The organism is Streptomyces sp. NPDC030296, from assembly GCF_055572815.1.
The window spans coordinates 23,532-40,034 of the sequence record NZ_JBVICQ010000025.1 but is presented as its reverse complement, the minus strand read 5'-3'; the positions used below and the strand labels follow the sequence as shown (position 1 = coordinate 40,034).

General features: G+C 73.2%; 13 protein-coding genes and 1 pseudogene. 5 read left to right on the top strand and 9 right to left on the bottom strand.

Annotated features, from left to right (window positions below):
* Positions 1 to 146: 146 nt before the first annotated feature.
* Positions 147 to 1,544 (top strand): polyprenol phosphomannose-dependent alpha 1,6 mannosyltransferase MptB, encoded by a 1,398-nt coding sequence (gene mptB, locus ACZ4Z3_RS39605; protein ID WP_468505603.1) that lies wholly within the window; start codon positions 147 to 149, stop codon positions 1,542 to 1,544.
* Positions 1,541 to 2,836, top strand: coding sequence for a glycosyltransferase 87 family protein (locus ACZ4Z3_RS39600; RefSeq protein ID WP_468505602.1), 1,296 nt, complete (start codon positions 1,541 to 1,543; stop codon positions 2,834 to 2,836). The genes mptB and ACZ4Z3_RS39600 overlap by 4 nt, the downstream gene beginning before the upstream one ends.
* A 185-nt stretch (positions 2,837 to 3,021) precedes the next feature.
* Here ACZ4Z3_RS39600 and ACZ4Z3_RS39595 read toward each other — a convergent pair.
* Together ACZ4Z3_RS39595 and rho are read right to left on the bottom strand one after the other, a co-directional pair.
* Positions 3,022 to 3,795, bottom strand: a pseudogene (locus ACZ4Z3_RS39595) (D-alanyl-D-alanine carboxypeptidase family protein); the annotation flags it as partial.
* Between the two features lie 162 nt (positions 3,796 to 3,957).
* Positions 3,958 to 5,100, bottom strand: coding sequence for a transcription termination factor Rho (gene rho / locus ACZ4Z3_RS39590; protein ID WP_468505601.1), 1,143 nt, complete (start codon positions 5,098 to 5,100; stop codon positions 3,958 to 3,960).
* Between the two features lie 367 nt (positions 5,101 to 5,467).
* On the opposite strand from rho, the gene ACZ4Z3_RS39585 reads away from it, so the two are divergent.
* Positions 5,468 to 7,297 carry a sulfatase-like hydrolase/transferase gene (locus ACZ4Z3_RS39585; protein WP_468505600.1) on the top strand — a complete coding sequence of 610 codons (1,830 nt, stop codon included), beginning with the start codon at positions 5,468 to 5,470 and terminating at the stop codon, positions 7,295 to 7,297.
* Here the strand turns inward: ACZ4Z3_RS39585 and ACZ4Z3_RS39580 are convergent.
* Complete coding sequence (locus ACZ4Z3_RS39580; RefSeq protein ID WP_468505599.1) at positions 7,270 to 8,862, bottom strand: alpha-amylase family glycosyl hydrolase; 1,593 nt, start codon at positions 8,860 to 8,862, stop codon at positions 7,270 to 7,272. The two genes, ACZ4Z3_RS39585 and ACZ4Z3_RS39580, sit on opposite strands and share 28 nt — an antisense overlap.
* A 64-nt stretch (positions 8,863 to 8,926) precedes the next feature.
* Here ACZ4Z3_RS39580 and ACZ4Z3_RS39575 point away from each other — a divergent pair, with 64 nt between their 5' ends.
* Positions 8,927 to 9,808 carry a class I SAM-dependent methyltransferase gene (locus ACZ4Z3_RS39575; RefSeq protein WP_468505598.1) on the top strand — a complete coding sequence of 294 codons (882 nt, stop codon included), beginning with the start codon at positions 8,927 to 8,929 and terminating at the stop codon, positions 9,806 to 9,808.
* 16 nt (positions 9,809 to 9,824) lie between these two features.
* Here ACZ4Z3_RS39575 and ACZ4Z3_RS39570 read toward each other — a convergent pair whose 3' ends face one another.
* The 6 genes from ACZ4Z3_RS39570 to ACZ4Z3_RS39545 form a co-directional block, all read right to left on the bottom strand.
* Positions 9,825 to 10,979 carry a serine hydrolase domain-containing protein gene (locus tag ACZ4Z3_RS39570; RefSeq protein ID WP_468505597.1) on the bottom strand — a complete coding sequence of 385 codons (1,155 nt, stop codon included), beginning with the start codon at positions 10,977 to 10,979 and terminating at the stop codon, positions 9,825 to 9,827.
* A gap of 209 nt (positions 10,980 to 11,188) precedes the next feature.
* A complete protein-coding gene (locus ACZ4Z3_RS39565; protein ID WP_468505596.1) occupies positions 11,189 to 11,698 on the bottom strand; it encodes an ATP-binding protein in 510 nt (169 codons plus the stop codon).
* A gap of 130 nt (positions 11,699 to 11,828) precedes the next feature.
* Entirely contained in the window at positions 11,829 to 12,797 is a 969-nt protein-coding gene (locus ACZ4Z3_RS39560) for an acetylxylan esterase (protein ID WP_468505595.1), read from the bottom strand.
* A 228-nt stretch (positions 12,798 to 13,025) separates the two neighbouring features.
* Complete coding sequence (locus tag ACZ4Z3_RS39555) at positions 13,026 to 13,610, bottom strand: Rv1733c family protein (RefSeq protein ID WP_468505594.1); 585 nt, start codon at positions 13,608 to 13,610, stop codon at positions 13,026 to 13,028.
* A 338-nt stretch (positions 13,611 to 13,948) separates the two neighbouring features.
* The gene (locus ACZ4Z3_RS39550) at positions 13,949 to 14,668 is read right to left on the bottom strand and encodes a ferredoxin reductase (protein WP_468505624.1); all 720 of its coding nucleotides are present in this window, start codon (positions 14,666 to 14,668) and stop codon (positions 13,949 to 13,951) included.
* A gap of 82 nt (positions 14,669 to 14,750) precedes the next feature.
* Positions 14,751 to 15,356, bottom strand: coding sequence for a sulfite oxidase-like oxidoreductase (locus tag ACZ4Z3_RS39545; RefSeq protein WP_468505593.1), 606 nt, complete (start codon positions 15,354 to 15,356; stop codon positions 14,751 to 14,753).
* Between the two features lie 218 nt (positions 15,357 to 15,574).
* Between ACZ4Z3_RS39545 and ACZ4Z3_RS39540 the strand changes: the two genes are divergently transcribed.
* On the top strand, positions 15,575 to 16,342 hold the full coding sequence (locus ACZ4Z3_RS39540) for a GNAT family N-acetyltransferase (RefSeq protein ID WP_468505592.1): 768 nt from the start codon (positions 15,575 to 15,577) through the stop codon (positions 16,340 to 16,342).
* Positions 16,343 to 16,503 lie beyond the last annotated feature (161 nt).

Here is a 16,503-nt window from a genome sequence, read left to right as displayed (position 1 = left end):
GTCACCGTCTTCTGAACCACCCGGTTCCGCCGCTCCGCGCACCACCCGGTCCCGTCCGCGCGAGATCACCCGCCGGTCGCGTCGCGGTCCCCGTCCCGCAGACAGGGCGTCGCCTCGACGCCACTCGGCGTTGACACGCTGCCCGAGTGTTGGCCGTCGCTTTCCCCGTCGATCTCCGCCGCTGCCAGGCCCTGGGCCTGGCCGGCACCGCCTTCCTCGCCCTGGGCGGCGAGACCGCCGGCGCCCTGCCCACGCGCGACCTGCTGTCACCGGCCTCCGGACGCGGCGCGCTCGGCCTGGTCTGCGTGTACTTCGGCGTCGTCCTGCTGATCGCCGCCTGGGCCCTGCTCGGGCAGGTCGTCCGGGGCCCCGAACCCCCCACACCCCGGGCCCTGCTGCTCGTCCTGCTGGTCTGGGCGGCCCCCCTGCTGCTGGCCCCGCCCCTGTTCAGCCGGGACGTGTACAGCTACCTCGCGCAGGGCGCCATGGTCGACGCCCACATGGACGTCTACGCCCACGGGCCGGCACGGCTCGGCGGACCCCTCGCCGAGGAGGTCGCCCCGGTGTGGCGGCACACGGCAACCCCGTACGGCCCGGTCTTCCTCGCCGTGGCCTCCGCGCTGTCCGCCCTGACGGAGGGGCGGATACCGGAGGGCCTGATCGGCATGCGGATGGTGGCGCTGCTCGGTGTGGCCCTGATGGCGATGGCGCTGCCCCGGCTGGCCCGGCACCACGGCGGTGATCCGGCCGTCGCCCTCTGGCTCGGCGCCCTCAACCCCCTCGTTCTGCTCCATCTGGTGGCCGGCGCGCACAACGACGCCATGATGCTCGGCCTGCTCGGCGTGGGCCTCGTGGCCGCGCGGGGCCGCCGCTACGCACTCGGCGTCGTCCTCGTCACCCTCGCCGCGCTGGTCAAGGCGCCCGCCGCGCTCGGCCTGCTCGCGGTGGTCGTGATGCGCGGCCGGACCGGCTGGGTGCGGACGACCGTCACGACGGTCGCCGTCGCCGCGGCCACCACCGCGGGCGTGACCGCCCTCACCGGCACGGGATACGGCTGGATCGCCGCCCTGCGCACCCCGGTCTCCCCGCACAACTGGTCGCCCACCACCCTCCTCGGCCGCGCCACCACGAACCTGCTGCACGGACTCGGCAGCGACCTGGCGCCGTTCGCGCTCCCGGTCTGGCGCGCCGCCGGCCTCGTGGTGACGCTCACCGTCGTCCTCTTCATCTGGCTCCGTCTGCGGCCGGGCCCGGTCCACGCGCTCGGCCTCAGCCTCGCCGCGGTGGCCGTGCTCGGCCCGGCGATACGCCCCTGGTACGCGCTGTGGGGACTGTTCCTCATCGCCGCGGCGGCCCGGAACACCTCCGCGCAGCACAGACTCGTGGCCGCCACCGGGGTGCTCGCGCTGGCCGTCCTGCCGAGCGGGAACCCGGCGGACGCCGAGCAACTCGCCCTGGCGGTGTGCGGGGGAGTCCTCGCGGTGGTCGTGCTCTGGCAGGCACACCAGGCGTCCCTGGCACCGGCGCTGGAGCGGACCGCGTGAGCGCCCCCGACGGCCGGCACCGGCTGCTGCCCCGCACCGACCGCGCCCGGGTCGCGCTGGTCCTCGGCCTGGCCCTGGCGGTCACCGTGTTCACCGCGACGGTGCCGCTGCTGCGGGACTGGTTCGACCTGCGCGTCTATTACGGCACTGTCGACACCTGGGTCCACCACGGTGGTCGCGTCTACGACTACCGGGTGCCGGGCACGACGTACGGCTTCACGTATCCGCCGTTCGCCGCCGTCGCGATGCTCCCCATGGCGTGGGTCGGGCTGCGCACCGCGATCGTGCTGTGCCTGGGGCTCGATCTGGTGGCGCTCGGGGTGGTGCTGTTCGTGCTCGCCGGGCCGCGTCTGCGCCGCCACGGCTGGTTCGGCACCTCCCTCGTCCTGTGCGCCCTCGCCCTGTTCGAGCCGTTCCGGGACACCGTCAGCTTCGGCCAGGTCAACCTTCTGCTGCTGGCGCTGGTGCTGGCCGACGCCTGGCTGCTGTCCACCGGCCGGGGCCGGTGGGCGGGCGCGGGGATCGGGCTGGCCGCGGCGGTGAAGCTGACGCCCGCGATCTTCATCGGGCTGCTCCTGCTCGCCCGGCGGTGGCGTGCCGCCGGGCTCGCGACGGCCGTCGCCGCGGCCGCCACCGCGGCGGCGGCCTGGGTCGCCCCGGCCCCCTCCCGCTTCTACTGGACCGAGGCGCTGTGGGACACCAGCCGGGTCGGCCGCCTCGACTACGTCTCCAACCAGTCCTTGCAGGGCGTCCTGGCCCGGCTGGTCGCACCTCACGAACCGAGTCGCGCGCTCTGGGCGCTGCTCGTGCTCGCGGTGCTCGGCGTCTGGGCCGTGCGGGCCCGTGCGGCGGTGCGGGCCGGGGACTGGACGGCGGCGTTCGCCGTCACCGGGCTGACCGCGTGCCTGGTCAGCCCGATCACCTGGGTCCACCATCTGGTCTGGCTGCTGCCGTCGTTCGCGGTGCTGCTGAGGCACCGCCGGTTGCTGCCTCTGACGGCGGCCCTGTACGGGCTGCTGTGCAGCAGCGTCGTCTGGCTGTGGTTCGACGACGCGTCCGGCGTGGCCGGCTTCGTCGGGTCGAACACCTATGTGTGGATCACGCTGGGTCTACTGCTGGGGCTGCCCGTCGGTCAGTCCCCCGGCCGCCGGCGCCCCCTGAGTCGCAGGAACAGCGACACGGCCGCCGCGCCGACCCCGGCCGCGCCCGCGATCACCCCCGCCTCCGACCAGCCGAGCCCCGCGGCCTGGTCCTTCTCGCGGGCGGGCGGTGGCGACGCGCGGCGGGGCTGAGGCGCGGCCGCCGGACGCGGCGGCAGGAGGGAGCCGACCGGGTCGACGCGCCCTGCGGCCCGGAAGCCCCAGTCGAGCAGGGAGCGCGCCTCCTCGTACACGGCGAACCCGATGCCCGACTGGGGCCGCATCACCGTGACGACGAGGGTGCGCCCACCCCGTTCGGCGGCGGCGACCAGGGTGTTGCCCGCGTTGGTGGTGTAGCCGTTCTTGATGCCGATGAGGCCCGGATAGCGGTCCACGCCGGCGCCGGTCAGCAGCCGGTTGGTGTTCTGGATGCCGTATCCCGAGCGGCCGCTCGCCGGGAACTTCGCCGTGGCGGTGGCGCAGTACGCGGCGAACTCCGCGTTGCGCAGTCCGGCCCGCCCGAACACCGCCAGGTCGAACGCCGACGAGACCTGGCCGCGGGCGTCGTAGCCGTCGGGGGAGACGACGTGGGTGTCGTGGGCGCCCAGGGCGCGGGCCTTGTCCTGCATCTGTTCGGCGGTGGCCCGCCAGCCGCCGTTGAGGGAGGCGAGGACGTGCACGGCGTCGTTGCCCGAGCTGAGGAAGACACCGCGCCACAGGTCGGCCACGCGGTAGGTGCGGTTCTCCTGGACGCCGACGAGGCTGCTTCCCTCGCCGACGCCCGCGAGCTCCTTGCTCTTGACGGTGTGCTTGAGCCCTCCGGGGAGTCTCGGCAGCACGGTCAGCGCGAACAGGGTCTTGAGGGTGCTCGCGGGGGGCAGTTTGCGGTGCGCGTTGTGCGCGGCGAGGACCTCTCCGCTGCGGGCGTCGGCCACCACCCAGGCCACGGCGGAGACGTCACGGGGAACGCGGGGCGCCCCGGCCCGCGGTCTCACATGGGTTCCCGACCGGTACAGGGAGGCCGGTTCCTGCGAGGACTTGGCGTCCTGGGCGCCCACCTCGACCGAGCCGCCGACGCCCTCGGGATGCGACGCGATCGCGAGGGCGCCCATCACACAGACGACGGAGCAGCAGACGGCGGCACGGGAGAAGCGAGCAGCGCGAGGTGAAGATCCGATGGTCATACCGCAAACGTAGGAACGGTCGCGCCGTGGAGCGGGGTGCCAGGGCCGGGAGAGCGGACCGAGCACCCGGATGCCGCACACGCCGTGGGGTCACACGGCGGGCAGGGTGGGCTGCACCTGCCGCAGGAAGGCCGCGTTGTCCGGGGTGGCGCGCAGCCGCTCCAGCAGGGTTTCCAGGCTCGCCTGTCCCTCGCGCGGGCGCAGGGCCCGCCGCAGTCCGCGTACGGCGGTCAACTCGGCCGGTGTCAGGAGGAGTTCCTCCCGGCGGGTGCCGGACGGGGTGATGTCCACGGCGGGGAAGACCCGCCGGTCGGCGAGTGCGCGGTCGAGCCGCAGTTCCATGTTGCCGGTGCCCTTGAGCTCCTCGAAGAAGAAGTCGTCGGCGCGGGATCCGGTCTCCACCAGGGCGGTGGCGAGGATGGTGAGGGAGCCGGCCTCCTCGGTGAGCCGGGCGGCGCCGAAGAGGCGCTTGGGGCCGTGCAGCGCGGCGGCGTCGACACCGCCGCTGAGGGTGCGGCCACCGGCGGCGGCCGCGTTGTTGTGCGCCCGGCACAGCCGGGTGAGGGAGTCCAGGAGGATCACGACGTCCTCGCCCTGTTCGACGAGCCGTTTGGCGCGCTCCACGACCAGTTCGGCGAGCGCGATGTGCTGCTTGGGGGACCGGTCGAAGGTGGAGGCGTACACCTCGCCCCGCACGGATCGCCGCATGTCGGTCACCTCCTCGGGCCGCTCGTCGAGCAGCACCACCATCAGGTGGGCCTCGGGGTGGTTGGCGGCGATCGCGGCGGCCAGCTGCTGGAGCAGCACCGTCTTGCCGGTCTTCGGCGGTGCCACGACGAGCCCGCGCTGGCCCTTGCCGACGGGGGCGACGAGGTCGACGAGACGGCCCGTCAGACCGCTCGCCCGGTGCTCCAGCCGCAGCCGCTCACGGGGATGCAGCGGTGTCAGGTCGTGGAAGTGCGGTCGGCCGAGCAGCTCGTCGGGTGTGCGCCCGTTGATCCGCTCGACCTCGGTCAGGGCCCGCCGGCCCTCCCGGACGCCTTCGACGGTGTCGCCCTTGCGCAGCCCGTACCGGCGGATCAGCGCGGCGGGCACCTGGGTGTCGGAAGCGGTGGACTGTCCGTTCTCGGCGCGCAGGAACCCCTGCCCGCCCTGCACGGTCTCCAGGACGCCGGTGACGTGCGTGGGGGACTGCCGATCAGTGGACGTGCGTTCGAGTGTGGTGGTGGTCATGGGTGTCCTTTCGCGGACTTCCTGGGAGAGACGCATGAGGAAGGGGGAGGGGAAGGCACACACCCGCGGGTACGGCTGAGCCCTGCGCGAGGTGGTGCGGAGAAGCTGAACGCCGGTCGGACATCGACGGGCGGTCGATTCAGCTGAGGAGATCTCAGGAACTGAGAGAGCGGCACCGGCGCCCGGGAGTGGGCGATACGCACGTGCCAAACGCAGCGTACCACTCCCCGTCACCAAACGTTGGGGATTTCCTAACCGACTGCCTTTGAACTCACCTGAACCGGCCCCCGTACAGGAGGGGGCGGCCCCGCCCACCCGAGTCAGGACCGCCGTCCCACCAGCGGTCTTCGCACGGAAGGAACGTCGGGTGTCGCTCTTCACGCGCTCCGGTCGACTGCCGGACACCGACACGGCCAGCCACACCAACCCGGAGGACGACACCGACCTCGCATCGACCGAAGCGCCGTCCGTGTCGACCGAGGCGCCCGCCGCGGGTGTCGGCCTGTGGCGGCGGCTCCGGGGCGCCCCGCGGGAGTTCCGGCGGAGGTATCCGGTCGCCGCGCGGAGCGTGTCGTGGACGGTCACGGCGCTGGCCGCGGCCCTCGTGCTGTTCGCCCTGCTGATGCCCGGCAGCGTCGAGTACTTCACGGCCGCGCAGTTCCTGCGGATCCCGGTGGAGCCGATCCTCGGCGCCGCCCTGCTGATGGCGCTGCCGCGCCGTCCGCGCCTGGCGCTCGCGGTCCTCATCGGGGCGGGCCTGGCCGCGCTGATCGTCGTGAAGTCCCTGGACATCGGCTTCAACCAGTTCCTCGGCCGCGGCTTCAACATCGTCCTCGACTGGGGGCTCCTCGACGACGCCGAGTCATACGTGGAGGACACCCTCGGCCGCTCCGGCGCGCTCGCCGCCGTCATCGGCCTCGTGACCCTCGTCGTCGCGCTGTTCGCCGTCATGGCGCTGGCGGTGGTCCGGCTCGCGAACCTCCTGGTCGGGCACCGGGAGCGGGCCATGCGCGGCACGGTCGTCGCGGGCACCGTGTGGATCACCTGCGCGGCCCTCGGACTGACACCCCTTCAGGACACGCCGGTCGCCTCCCGGAACACCATCGGGTTCGTGCAGGACCGCTGGGCCCGCGCGCGGGAGACCCTCGCGGACGAGGCGGCGTTCGCCCAGGAGGCCAAGAAGGACGCCTTCGCCGACGTGCCCGCCGACCGGCTGCTGACCGGGCTGCGCGGCAAGGACGTCATGATCACCTTCATCGAGAGCTACGGCCGCGTCGCCCTGGAGGACCCGGCCATCGCACCCGGGGTGACGGCGACGCTCGACGAGCGGAACGAGGCGCTGCGCAAGGCCGGGTTCGCGGCGAGGAGCGGCTGGCTCACCTCCGCGACCTACGGCGGCAGCAGCTGGCTCGGCCACTCCACCTTCCTGACCGGGCTGTGGATCGACAACCAGAACCGCTACCGCACGGTCACCGCGGGCGAGCGCCTCACCCTGCCCGGTGCCTTCCACAAGTCGGGCGCCTGGCGGACGGTCGGGGTGGTGCCCGGCGTCCAGTACAACTGGCCCGAGGGCGACTTCTACGGCTTCGACAAGGTGTACGACTCCCGCGATCTCGGCTACCGCGGCCCGAAGTTCAGCTGGTCCACCATGCCCGACCAGTACGCCCTGACCGCGTTCGAGCGCCTGGAGGCGGCCAAGCGGGGCGCCAAGCCGCTGATGTCGGAGATCATCCTGACCTCCAGCCACCAGCCCTGGGCGCCCCTGCCGAGGATGGTCGGCTGGGACGAGGTCGGTGACGGCTCCGTCTACCGGGCCGTCGAGAAGGCCGGCAAGGACCCGGCGGACGTCTTCACCGACCCTGTCAAGGTGAAGGAGGAGTACGGCAAGTCCGTCCAGTACTCCCTGCGGAGCCTCCTCGAGTACGTCGAGAAGTACGGCGACGAGAACACCGTCCTCGTCTTCCTCGGCGACCACCAGCCCATGGCCAGCGTCAGCGGCAACGGCGCCGACCACGACGTACCGGTCACCGTCGTCGCCCATGACCCGAAGGTCCTCGACCGCATCGACGACTGGGGCTGGACCGACGGCCTCAAGCCCGGCGACGACGCCCCGGTCTGGCGCATGGACGCCTTCCGCGACCGCTTCCTCACCGCCTACGGCCCCGGCGGTCAGCCGCCGAGTTCGAAGATCCCGTAGCCGAAGCCCTGCGCGGTGATACCGCCGTCGGTGACCTCCACGCCCCGCGCCTCCAAGGGACGGGGCGTGCCGGCGTCCGGCTTGTAGGGGCAACTCACGTCGTTGCGCTGTGGGTTGATCACGACGAGGTACCGTCCGCCGCGCAGGTACACGAACGGGTACCCGAGGTGCAGCACCTCCACGGAGCCGCCGGAACCCAGGTCGGGGGTGTGGCGGCGGAGGGCGATCAGACGGCGGACGAGGCGGAGCAGGGACGTGTCGTCGGCGCGTTGGGCGGCGACGGTCGGGCGGTCGGGGGACGGGTCGACCGGCAGGTAGAGGTGGTCGGCCGGGGCCGTGGAGAACCCCGCGTTCGGGCTGTCGTCCCACTGCATGGGGGTGCGGGACCCGGCCCGGTTGTAGCGGGGGCCGAGGACGCTGCCCTCCTTGTCCGGCAGGCCGGGCACATAGCGCATGCCGATCTCGTCGCCGTAGTAGATCGCCGGGAGCGTGGGCCAGGTCAGCTGGAAGACGAAGGCGGCGGGGAGCTGCTCGGCCGTGCGGGGGCCGCAGTTGAGGCGGGAGAAGTCGTGATTGGCGGTGGGCAGGGAGATCGTGCCCGAGCCGTCGACGGCCGTGGTCGCCTGCCGCCACGCCTCGACGAAGGGGCGGGGTGAGCCCTTGCCATCCGCGTCGAAGAAGCAGTCGAGGGGGTCCCAGGTGTCGTTGACGGTGCCCTCGCCGTTGCTCCACAGCGAGCGGAGGGCCAGGCCGTCGGTGGGGCCGCCGAAGTGGAGGAAGAAGTCGGCGTGGAAGCCCGCCGGGATCGACACCTCCGGCTCGCCCCACTCGGCCAGGAGCACGGCGTCCGGGTGGGCGGTGTCCAGCCAGTGCCGCAGTTCCGTCCAGACACGGGCGGTCTCGGTCCTGCCGGGGTCGTCCTTCACCAGGGACGCGGCCATGTCGACGCGGAAGCCCGAGACACCGAGACCCAGCCAGTGGTCCATGATCGTGCGCAGGGCGGCACGGTTGGCGCGCGGACCGTCGGCGTCGACCGGTAGCCGCCATGGCTCGGCCGGGTCCTCACGGGCGTAGCCGAAGTTGAGGGCGGGCTGCGAGTCGAAGAAGTTCGGCAGGTACGCGCCGGGCCGGGTGCCGGGGGAGTCGACGAAGCCGTCGGGCCGGCCCTCGGCCGTCCAGATGTAGCGGTGGTCGTCCGGGTCGTCCGCGGACGCCCGGAACCAGGGGTGATCGACGGACGTGTGACCCGCGACCAGGTCCAGCAGGATGCGGATGCCCCTGCGGCGGGCCGCGTCGACGAGCACCGCCAGGTCGTCGTTCGAGCCGTAGCGGGGGGCGACGTTCAGATAGTCGGCGACGTCGTATCCGGCGTCGCGGAACGGCGAGACGAAGCAGGGGTTCAGCCAGACGGTGTCGACGCCCAGCCAGGACAGATGATCGAGTTTCGCGGTGATGCCGGCGAAGTCCCCGATGCCGTCTCCGTCGGAGTCGGCGAAGGACTGCGGGTAGATCTGGTAGAAGACGGCGTCGGCCAGCCAGGTCGGGGCAGGACGGAACGAAGTCATACCGTCGACACTAGGCGAGTGCACCCGCCCACCGCTGCCCCGAGCCAAGGCCTAAGCTGAGCCGATGTTCACCCCGCAAGGCCCCAGCCTCCGCGAACTCGCCGTTCAGGCACTCTCCTCCGTCGAACACGGCTACGACCTTCTCGCGCCGAAGTTCGACCACACCCCGTTCCGCACGCCGGACAGCATCCTCGACGCGGTGGAGCGGGCCCTGACCGCGATGGGCTCCTTCGACCATGGCCTCGATCTGTGCTGTGGCACGGGCGCGGGCATGGAGGTGCTCCGCGAGCTGTGCCGGGAGAGCGCCACCGGCGTCGACATCAGCGCCGGGATGCTGGCGGTGGGCAGGGACCGGCTCACCGCAGGGTCCGGCGACCGCGACCGCGACCGCGACCGCGACCGCGACCGCGACCGCGACGGTGACCGCGACCGCGACGGTGATCGAGACCGCGACGGTGATCGCGACGGCGACCGCGAGCGGGACGGTGCCGTCGCCGGGGCTCCCCGCCTCTCCTGGGTGCGCGGCGACGCCCTCGCGCTGCCCTTCGGGCCCGTCTTCGACCTGGCCGTGAGCTTCGGCGCCTTCGGGCACTTCCTGCCGGAACAGCTTCCGGGCCTGTTCGCACAGGTCCACTCCGTGCTGCGGCGGGGCGGCCGCTTCGCGTTCCCGCTCCCGGCGCCCGCCCCGCCCCGGTCGCCCTGGTACTGGGCGGCCCTCGGCTTCGACGCGGCGATGCGGGTCCGCAACGCCGTCTGGCGGCCGCCGTTCGTCATGTACTACCGGCCGTTCCGCCTCGGCCTCGTACGGCACGAGCTGGAACGGGCCGGGTTCGACGTTGAGCTGTTCGCCCTGCCCGAGTTCGGTTCCCGCCCCGACGGCAGCCCACGCTGCCGGATGGTCGTGGCCACCCGCCCGGACATCCCGGACCTCGGGGCCGGGCGGTAGCGGTCGCGGCGTCCGGTCAGAGGGCGCTGTACAGGGCGTCGACGAGCGCCATCTTGCGCGGGTCGTCAGCGATGTGCGGGCCCATCCGGTTCATGACATAGCCGAGGGAGACGCCCGCCTCCGGGTCGGCGAGGCCGCAGGAACCGCCGTAGCCGTCGTGGCCGAAGGCCCTGGGGTTCGGGCCGTACGAGCCGTGCGCGCCGCTCAGCCACACCCCGAGCGCCACCTCCGTGTCCCGGCCGAAACCGGCGCCGAGCACCAGGTCCCGGCAGCTGCCCTGCCCCTCGCGGACCCGCTCGGCGGCCTCCGGCGACAGCACCCGGTGCCCGCCCCAGTCGCCGCCCAGCGCCAGGATCCCGTAGAGCGCGGCGACCGCGCGGGCGGTGCCGTGGCCGTTGGCGGCGGGGACCTCGACGGCCCGCCACTCGGCGCTGTTGGCCTCGGCGGCGCCGACCAGCGGGTTGGCGAGGGCGGCCAGCGCGGTGGGCGTCAACTGAGCGAAGACGGCGGCCTGCTCGCTCGTCGTCGCGGCCGGCGGATGCACCAGCTCGGCGGCCCGACCGGCCTCCTTCTCCGGCAGCCCGATCGTGAAGTCGATGCCGAGGGGCCCGGTGACCTCCCGCTCCAGGAACGCGCCCGGCAGCAGCCCCGACACTCGCCGGACCACCTCACCGACGAGGAAACCGAATGTCATCGCGTGGTACCCCGACCGCGTACCGGGCTCCCACCAGGGCTCCTGCGCCGCCAGTCGTGCCACGGTCACGTCCCAGTCGCACAGCTCGGCGAACGAGAGCGGCTCACGCGGCCCGGCCAGGCCCGACCGGTGCGACAGCAGATGCCGTACGAGGACGCCGTCCTTGCCCGCCGCCGCGAACTCGGGCCAGTACGCGGCCACCGGGGCGTCCAGCTCCAGCAGCCCCCGGTCGGCGAGGATGTGCGCGCACAGGGCGGTCGGGCCCTTGGTCGTCGACCACACGTTGACCACGGTGTCGCGCTCCCAGGGCCGGGTGCGGGCCCCGTCGGCCCAGCCGCCCCACAGGTCCACCACGGTCTCCCCGCGCAGCGTCACCGTGACCGCCGCCCCCAGCTCGTCGCGCTCCCCGAAGTTCTCCTCGAACGCGGAGCGCACGGCAGCGAACCGTGCGTCGCAGTGACCTCGCACCTGGGACATGAACCCACCCACCCCTTCCACCGCCGGCACAGCTCCCGGGCGTCACCCGTGGCCCCCTGAACATACCGACTGGTCGGACCGGGCGGAACCCGTGAACCCGCCCGGATCCAGGAGGGAGGCGGTGCCGCGTCACGCCGAACCGGGCGGGGAAGGGGCCGCCGGAGCTCACGCCGCGCGAAGACAGGAACTCACCTGGCGAAGGCCGGAGCTCACGCCGCGCCGAAGAGGGGCGCCGACGAGGCAGATCTGCCGGCGTCGGCACCGGCGCACCGCGGCAGACGCAGGTGAGCGGTGATCTGCTTCCCCCGGCCGTGCGGTGTCACCGCGACGTGGTCGCTGACCGTGTGGACGAGGCGGAGGCCATGGCCGCCGACGCGATACCGGTCGCCGTTTCTGACCGTGGGGTGTGCGGGCGACGTGTCCCACACGGTGATGGCCAGCGCGTCCCCGCCGAGCCGCAGGACGAGCCCGCAGGGGCCGGGCGCGTGTCGGACGGCGTTGGTGACCAGTTCGCTGACGACGAGTTCGGCGTCCCGCGCCAGAGGCGTCGGGACGGGGGTGCGGCCGGTGTGCGGGGCATGGGCGAGGAGCGTGCGCAGCAGACGCCGGGCATCGGCCGCGTGGGCCGCGCCAGGGGCCCAGGTCGCGCCGGAGCGCAGCGTCATGTGCTCGTCCGTGCCCTGCTCATCTGCCGCCTGCTTCCTAAGCGGGATGACCATTCGGGGCTCTTTCGTTGTGATCGCCGTTCTACGGCGGCTTCCGCCGAGCGGGTACCCGTGATCCGGACCGCGCATTCAGGGGTACCCGTTCGGCGCACGCACGACGTGGACCCGACGAGACCGCGGTCCCTCAGAGGTGCGAGGCCAGCCAGCGCAGCTTGGTCGCCTCCTGGTAGGGGCCGCCGCCCTCGTGGTCGTTGAACTCGTAGACCTCGATCTGCTTGTCGTCCTCGGCCCACGCGTTGAACGCGGCGAACACCGTGGACGGCGGGCACGTCAGGTCCTCCAGGGCCGCCGAGAACAGGGCCGGTGCCCGGCCGCGCGCGGCGAAGTGCACACCGTCGAAGTAGGCGAGCGTCCGCTGGACGTCCGCCGCGCGACCGCGGTGCGTCTTCAGGTACTTGCCGATCTCGCGGTACGGGTCCCGGTCGGTGATCGTCGTGGAGCGCGGGAAGTCGCACAGGAACGGTACGTCGGGGGCGACGGCGAGCAGGTCCGGAACCAGTCCGCCGACCGCTATGGAGATGCCGCCGCCCTGACTGCCCCCGTGGACGGCGGTGCGCGAGGCGTCGGTCAGCGGGTGGGAGCGGGCGGCCTCCACCGCGCGGACGCCGTCTGTGTAGACCCGCCGGTAGTAGTAGTTCTCGGGGGCGTCGATGCCGCGGGTCATGAAGCCGGGGAAGGCGGGCGCGCCGCCGACCGGGTCCGGGGTGTCGCCGCCCCCGCCCCAGGCACTGCCCTGGCCGCGGGTGTCCATGACGAAGTGCGCGTAGCCGGCCGATGCCCACAGCAGATGGGTGTGGGGCAGACCGCGGCCGCCGCCGTACCCGATGAACTCCACGACCGTGGGCAGCGGCGCGTTCGCCCCGGCGGGCAGCACCAGCCAGCCCTTGACGCGGTGGCCGCCGAAACCGGCGAAGGACACGTCGTACACGTCGACGGTGGTCAGATGGGTGTCGACCGGCTCGAAACGCGCGTCAAGGTCGTGCTCGCGGGATTCCTGGAGCGTCTTCGCCCAGAAGGCGTCGAAGTCCTCGGGCTCCGTTGAAGCGCTTCGATAACCACGGAGTTCGTCCAACGGCAGGTCGAACAGGGCCATGAAGGACCACCTTTTGAGTTCTCGGTGCGGATGATCACACCGTACGTGGGCAGCCGCGGACCGCCAAGAGCCCCTCGGCTCCCGGCAGTCAGCGACGGCAGAGCTCGGCGATGAGCAGCCGGTGCCGCGGAGCAGGGTCGCGGCCGAGAGGTAGCCGCCGCGGCGAGCTGGCTGACGTTCACCGCACAACTGTCGGCGGCTATGTCCGCGTTCGGCTTCGTCCGCGTTTCAGGCCCGGTGGTGTCCCCAGTCGGGGCCCGTGCGCGCCCACTCCTGTTCCCATTCGGCCAGCCGGCGCCTGATGGTGATTCGCCGCACGGTGAAGTGCCCGGCCAGCACGATGCCGACGACGCCGGCCGTGGCGCACGTCCCCAGGGACAGGGTGTGCTGCCAGATGGCGGTGTTCGTCGGCGGGGCCTGCACGCTGTGGCCCGCCGCGTCCAGCCACACGTCGGCGCGGTCGCCGCGCTTCGTGCCGGCCGGGACCCGGGCCTCGCCCGTCCGCGAACCCCCGTCGGGCTCCGTCCAGCGGGCCCGCACCCAGTGCATGGGCGGCTTGTCGCCGTGCGCCGAGGGCGTCGCGGCCGGGGCGTTCTCGACGACCACCGCGGTGACCAGGTCCCGCTCGGCCCGCTGCGCCGCGGCGTGCGCCCGCGCGTCAGCGTGCGCCCACCGGCCCACCAGGAAACCGGCCGCCGGGGCGCCGACGACCAGCAGGATCAGGACGATCAACACCGTCCATGCCTCGACGACGTCCGAGCGTCGCCGCAGCGGATTGCGCCGCCACCGCCACCCGAACAACCGGCCTCGCATCTCACCCTCCCTCACCGGTACGGCCCTCAGTACGAGAACCCCGGTTAGGACTGGTCCGCACTTCCGGTCTACCCGATAGAAGCCGTGATGGCATGGTTTGCGCCAGAAATCATGGCGACGGGACCGGGTGGAAGGCCGGGGCAGACGGTGTGGGAGCGGGCGGGAGCCGGGGTGGAGGGGGGCGGGGGCCGCGGCTGACGGGCCTGGCCACGGCGCGGATGTGAGGCGCGGCGCTTTCCGGCACGACGCCCGAGGCACGGGGCCGGAGGCCCGGCCCCTCCGGTGCGGCGCCGGGCCGGTCGGAGCTCGCGCCGGGGCGGCGCCGCGGTGGCCCGGGGTCAGCCGAAGCGTTCGATGCGGATGTGGTCCACCGGCTGGCCGGCCTGGACCAGGAGCCGTGACGCGTGCTCCGCGAACGCGTTCGAGCCGCAGACGTACGCCTCCCAGCCGCCCGGTGGCCGCTCCGCCAGCAGCGGTGTCACATGGGCCGCCGACAGCCTGCCCACCGGCACGCCCTCGGGCGCCCGGCGCGTGAACACGGGCGTCGTCTCCGTGCCGTACTCCCGCGCGTAGATCAGCTCCTCGGGCGCCCGCGCGGACACCAGCAGCCGCAGGGGTACGTCGAGGCCGTGCGCCCGGTGGTGGCGGACCATCGACATCAGCGGTACGACACCCGAGCCGGCGCCGATCAGCAGCGCGGGCCGGTCGCCCGGCCAGGCGAAGAACCCGCTGAGGGGGCCGCGCACCTCCACCTCGTCGCCGGGCCGGGCCTCGGTGTGGAACCACCCGGAGACCTCGCCGCCCTCCACGTGGTCCAGGGTCAGCTCGATGTGGCCCGTGTCGTCCGGCGGCGACGCCAGCGAGTAGTGGCGCTGGGCCCGGTATCCGTCCTCGGCGGTCAGCCGCAGCATCAGATGCTGGCCCGGCAGATGCCTCGCCCAGCTCTGCACCGCGAACCGGAACGTGGCGACCCGAGCCGTCTCGCGCCGGATGTCCGTCAACGTAGCGGTCTGCCAAAGCGCCGCCGACCCACTGCTCACGGCGATCCGCCCGGGCACGGCGAACCGCGTGGGCGGCGTGAACCCGGGGGCGGCCGCCCCCGGCTGTGCCGCCGTCCCCGGCTGTGCCGCCGTCGCCGTCTCAGTCACCGGAGTACCGCTGCTCCTCCCACGGGTTGCCCCGCGCGTGATAGCCGTTCTGCTCCCAGAAGCCGGGCTCGTCGTGGTCGAGGAGCCGGATGCCCGTGATCCACTTGGCGCTCTTCCAGAAGTACAGGTGCGGCACCAGCAACCGGGCCGGGCCGCCGTGCTCGGCGGCCAGCGGCTCGCCCCCGTACTCCCAGGCGATCCAGGCGCGCCCGCCGGTGAGGTCGGCGAGCGGCAGGTACGTGGTGTAGCCGCTGTGCGAGTACGCGACCGCGTGCGTGGCACTGGCGTCGGGCCGCACCGCGTCCAGGAACACGTCCAGCGAGACACCCCCGAAGCGCACCCCGAACTTCGACCAACTCGTCACACAGTGGATGTCGCCCTCGTACACCGACCCGGGCAGCGCGTGCGCCGCGTCCCAGTCCCAGGTGTGCGGCCGCGCCACCAGCCCGTCGATCCGGAACGTCCAGTCGGCGGGCGCCAGGTCGGGTGTGACCTCGGCGGACAGTACCGGCCAGTCGTCGCCCGCGTCGTACTGGCCGGGCGGCAGCCCCGGATCGCTGACGCGGGGGCGCCCGGTGAAACCTCGGGTGACGTTCATACGAGTCCAACATGACGACGACGGAGACAGCTTGAGTCATACAACCGTACGTGTCCGGAGCGCGTGCTCGATCACCGGGGCGGGCCGTGATCATTGCGGCCGTATGAACTCCTCACCGCACCGGGAATAGCGGCTCCGCGATCCCCCTTGCCGCTATCGGCCGGCCCGGCCGTGAGCGCGCCGGTGGCCGGATGACAGCAAAGGAGAACGGAGAGCGCATGACCGAGTACGCGAGCGACCTCAGGGGCGCGGACACCGTGCCGCACGACGCCGACACCCGGCCGCACGTCCTCGACAACCCCGCCCTCGCCTCCCTCACCGGGCCGCACGCCCACTTCGCCGAGCGGTCCGGCCGGGTGCTGCGCTATCCCGTCGACGTCTCGCCGTGGCTCGCCCTGCCCCACCACCCCGACGCCCACGACTGGGCCGACCTGGCCGCCCTGGCCGGCCCCGGCACGGAGGTCGCGGTCCCCGCCTACAGCGGGAGCTTCCCGGCCGACTGGGAGGTCACCTTCGACCTGGAGGGCGTCCAGTTCGTGGACGACGGGATCGCCGCCGCCCCGGACGCCGAGGCCGTACCGCTGGGCCCGGCCGATGTGCCCGAGATGCTCGACCTCGTGGAACGCACCCAGCCCGGCCCCTTCCTGCCGCGCACCATCGAACTCGGCACCTACCTCGGCATCCGCCGGGGCGGCGCGCTGATCGCGATGGCCGGCGAGCGGCTGCACCCGCCGGGCTGGACCGAGATCAGCGCGGTCTGCACCGACCCGGCCTTCCGGGGCGAAGGGCTCGCCACGCGGCTCATCCACGCCGTAGCCCACGGCATCCGCGAGCGTGGCGAGACCCCGTTCCTGCACACCGCCGCGACCAACACCTCCGCCATCCGCCTCTACGAGGCCCTCGGCTTCCGGCTGCGCCGTACGACCCGGTTCATGGCGGCCCGCGTGCCCGCGGTGGAGGCGGGGGAGGAGCGCGTCGGCGTGTGACGGGGGTGGTCGCGGACCGCGCGCGCGGGGGCGCGGCGCTCCGGACGGCCCGTCGTGACCATGGGGTAGGGTGACCGGGCCAGTCGCCACGGGACCGAGGAGGTGAGACCCATTACCGCTGTGTCAGGTCGGGTGCTCTCACCTCAACACCGCGCGGTGCA

Coding starts and splice junctions, on each gene's coding strand:
- rho (WP_468505601.1), bottom strand. CDS start 5,100: ATGACCACCACCACACTCGAACGCACGTCCACTGATCGGCAGTCCCCC.
- ACZ4Z3_RS39580 (WP_468505599.1), bottom strand. CDS start 8,862: ATGACTTCGTTCCGTCCTGCCCCGACCTGGCTGGCCGACGCCGTCTTC.
- ACZ4Z3_RS39575 (WP_468505598.1), top strand. CDS start 8,927: ATGTTCACCCCGCAAGGCCCCAGCCTCCGCGAACTCGCCGTTCAGGCA.
- ACZ4Z3_RS39570 (WP_468505597.1), bottom strand. CDS start 10,979: ATGTCCCAGGTGCGAGGTCACTGCGACGCACGGTTCGCTGCCGTGCGC.
- ACZ4Z3_RS39565 (WP_468505596.1), bottom strand. CDS start 11,698: ATGGTCATCCCGCTTAGGAAGCAGGCGGCAGATGAGCAGGGCACGGAC.
- ACZ4Z3_RS39560 (WP_468505595.1), bottom strand. CDS start 12,797: ATGGCCCTGTTCGACCTGCCGTTGGACGAACTCCGTGGTTATCGAAGC.
- ACZ4Z3_RS39555 (WP_468505594.1), bottom strand. CDS start 13,610: ATGCGAGGCCGGTTGTTCGGGTGGCGGTGGCGGCGCAATCCGCTGCGG.
- ACZ4Z3_RS39545 (WP_468505593.1), bottom strand. CDS start 15,356: ATGAACGTCACCCGAGGTTTCACCGGGCGCCCCCGCGTCAGCGATCCG.
- ACZ4Z3_RS39540 (WP_468505592.1), top strand. CDS start 15,575: ATGACCGAGTACGCGAGCGACCTCAGGGGCGCGGACACCGTGCCGCAC.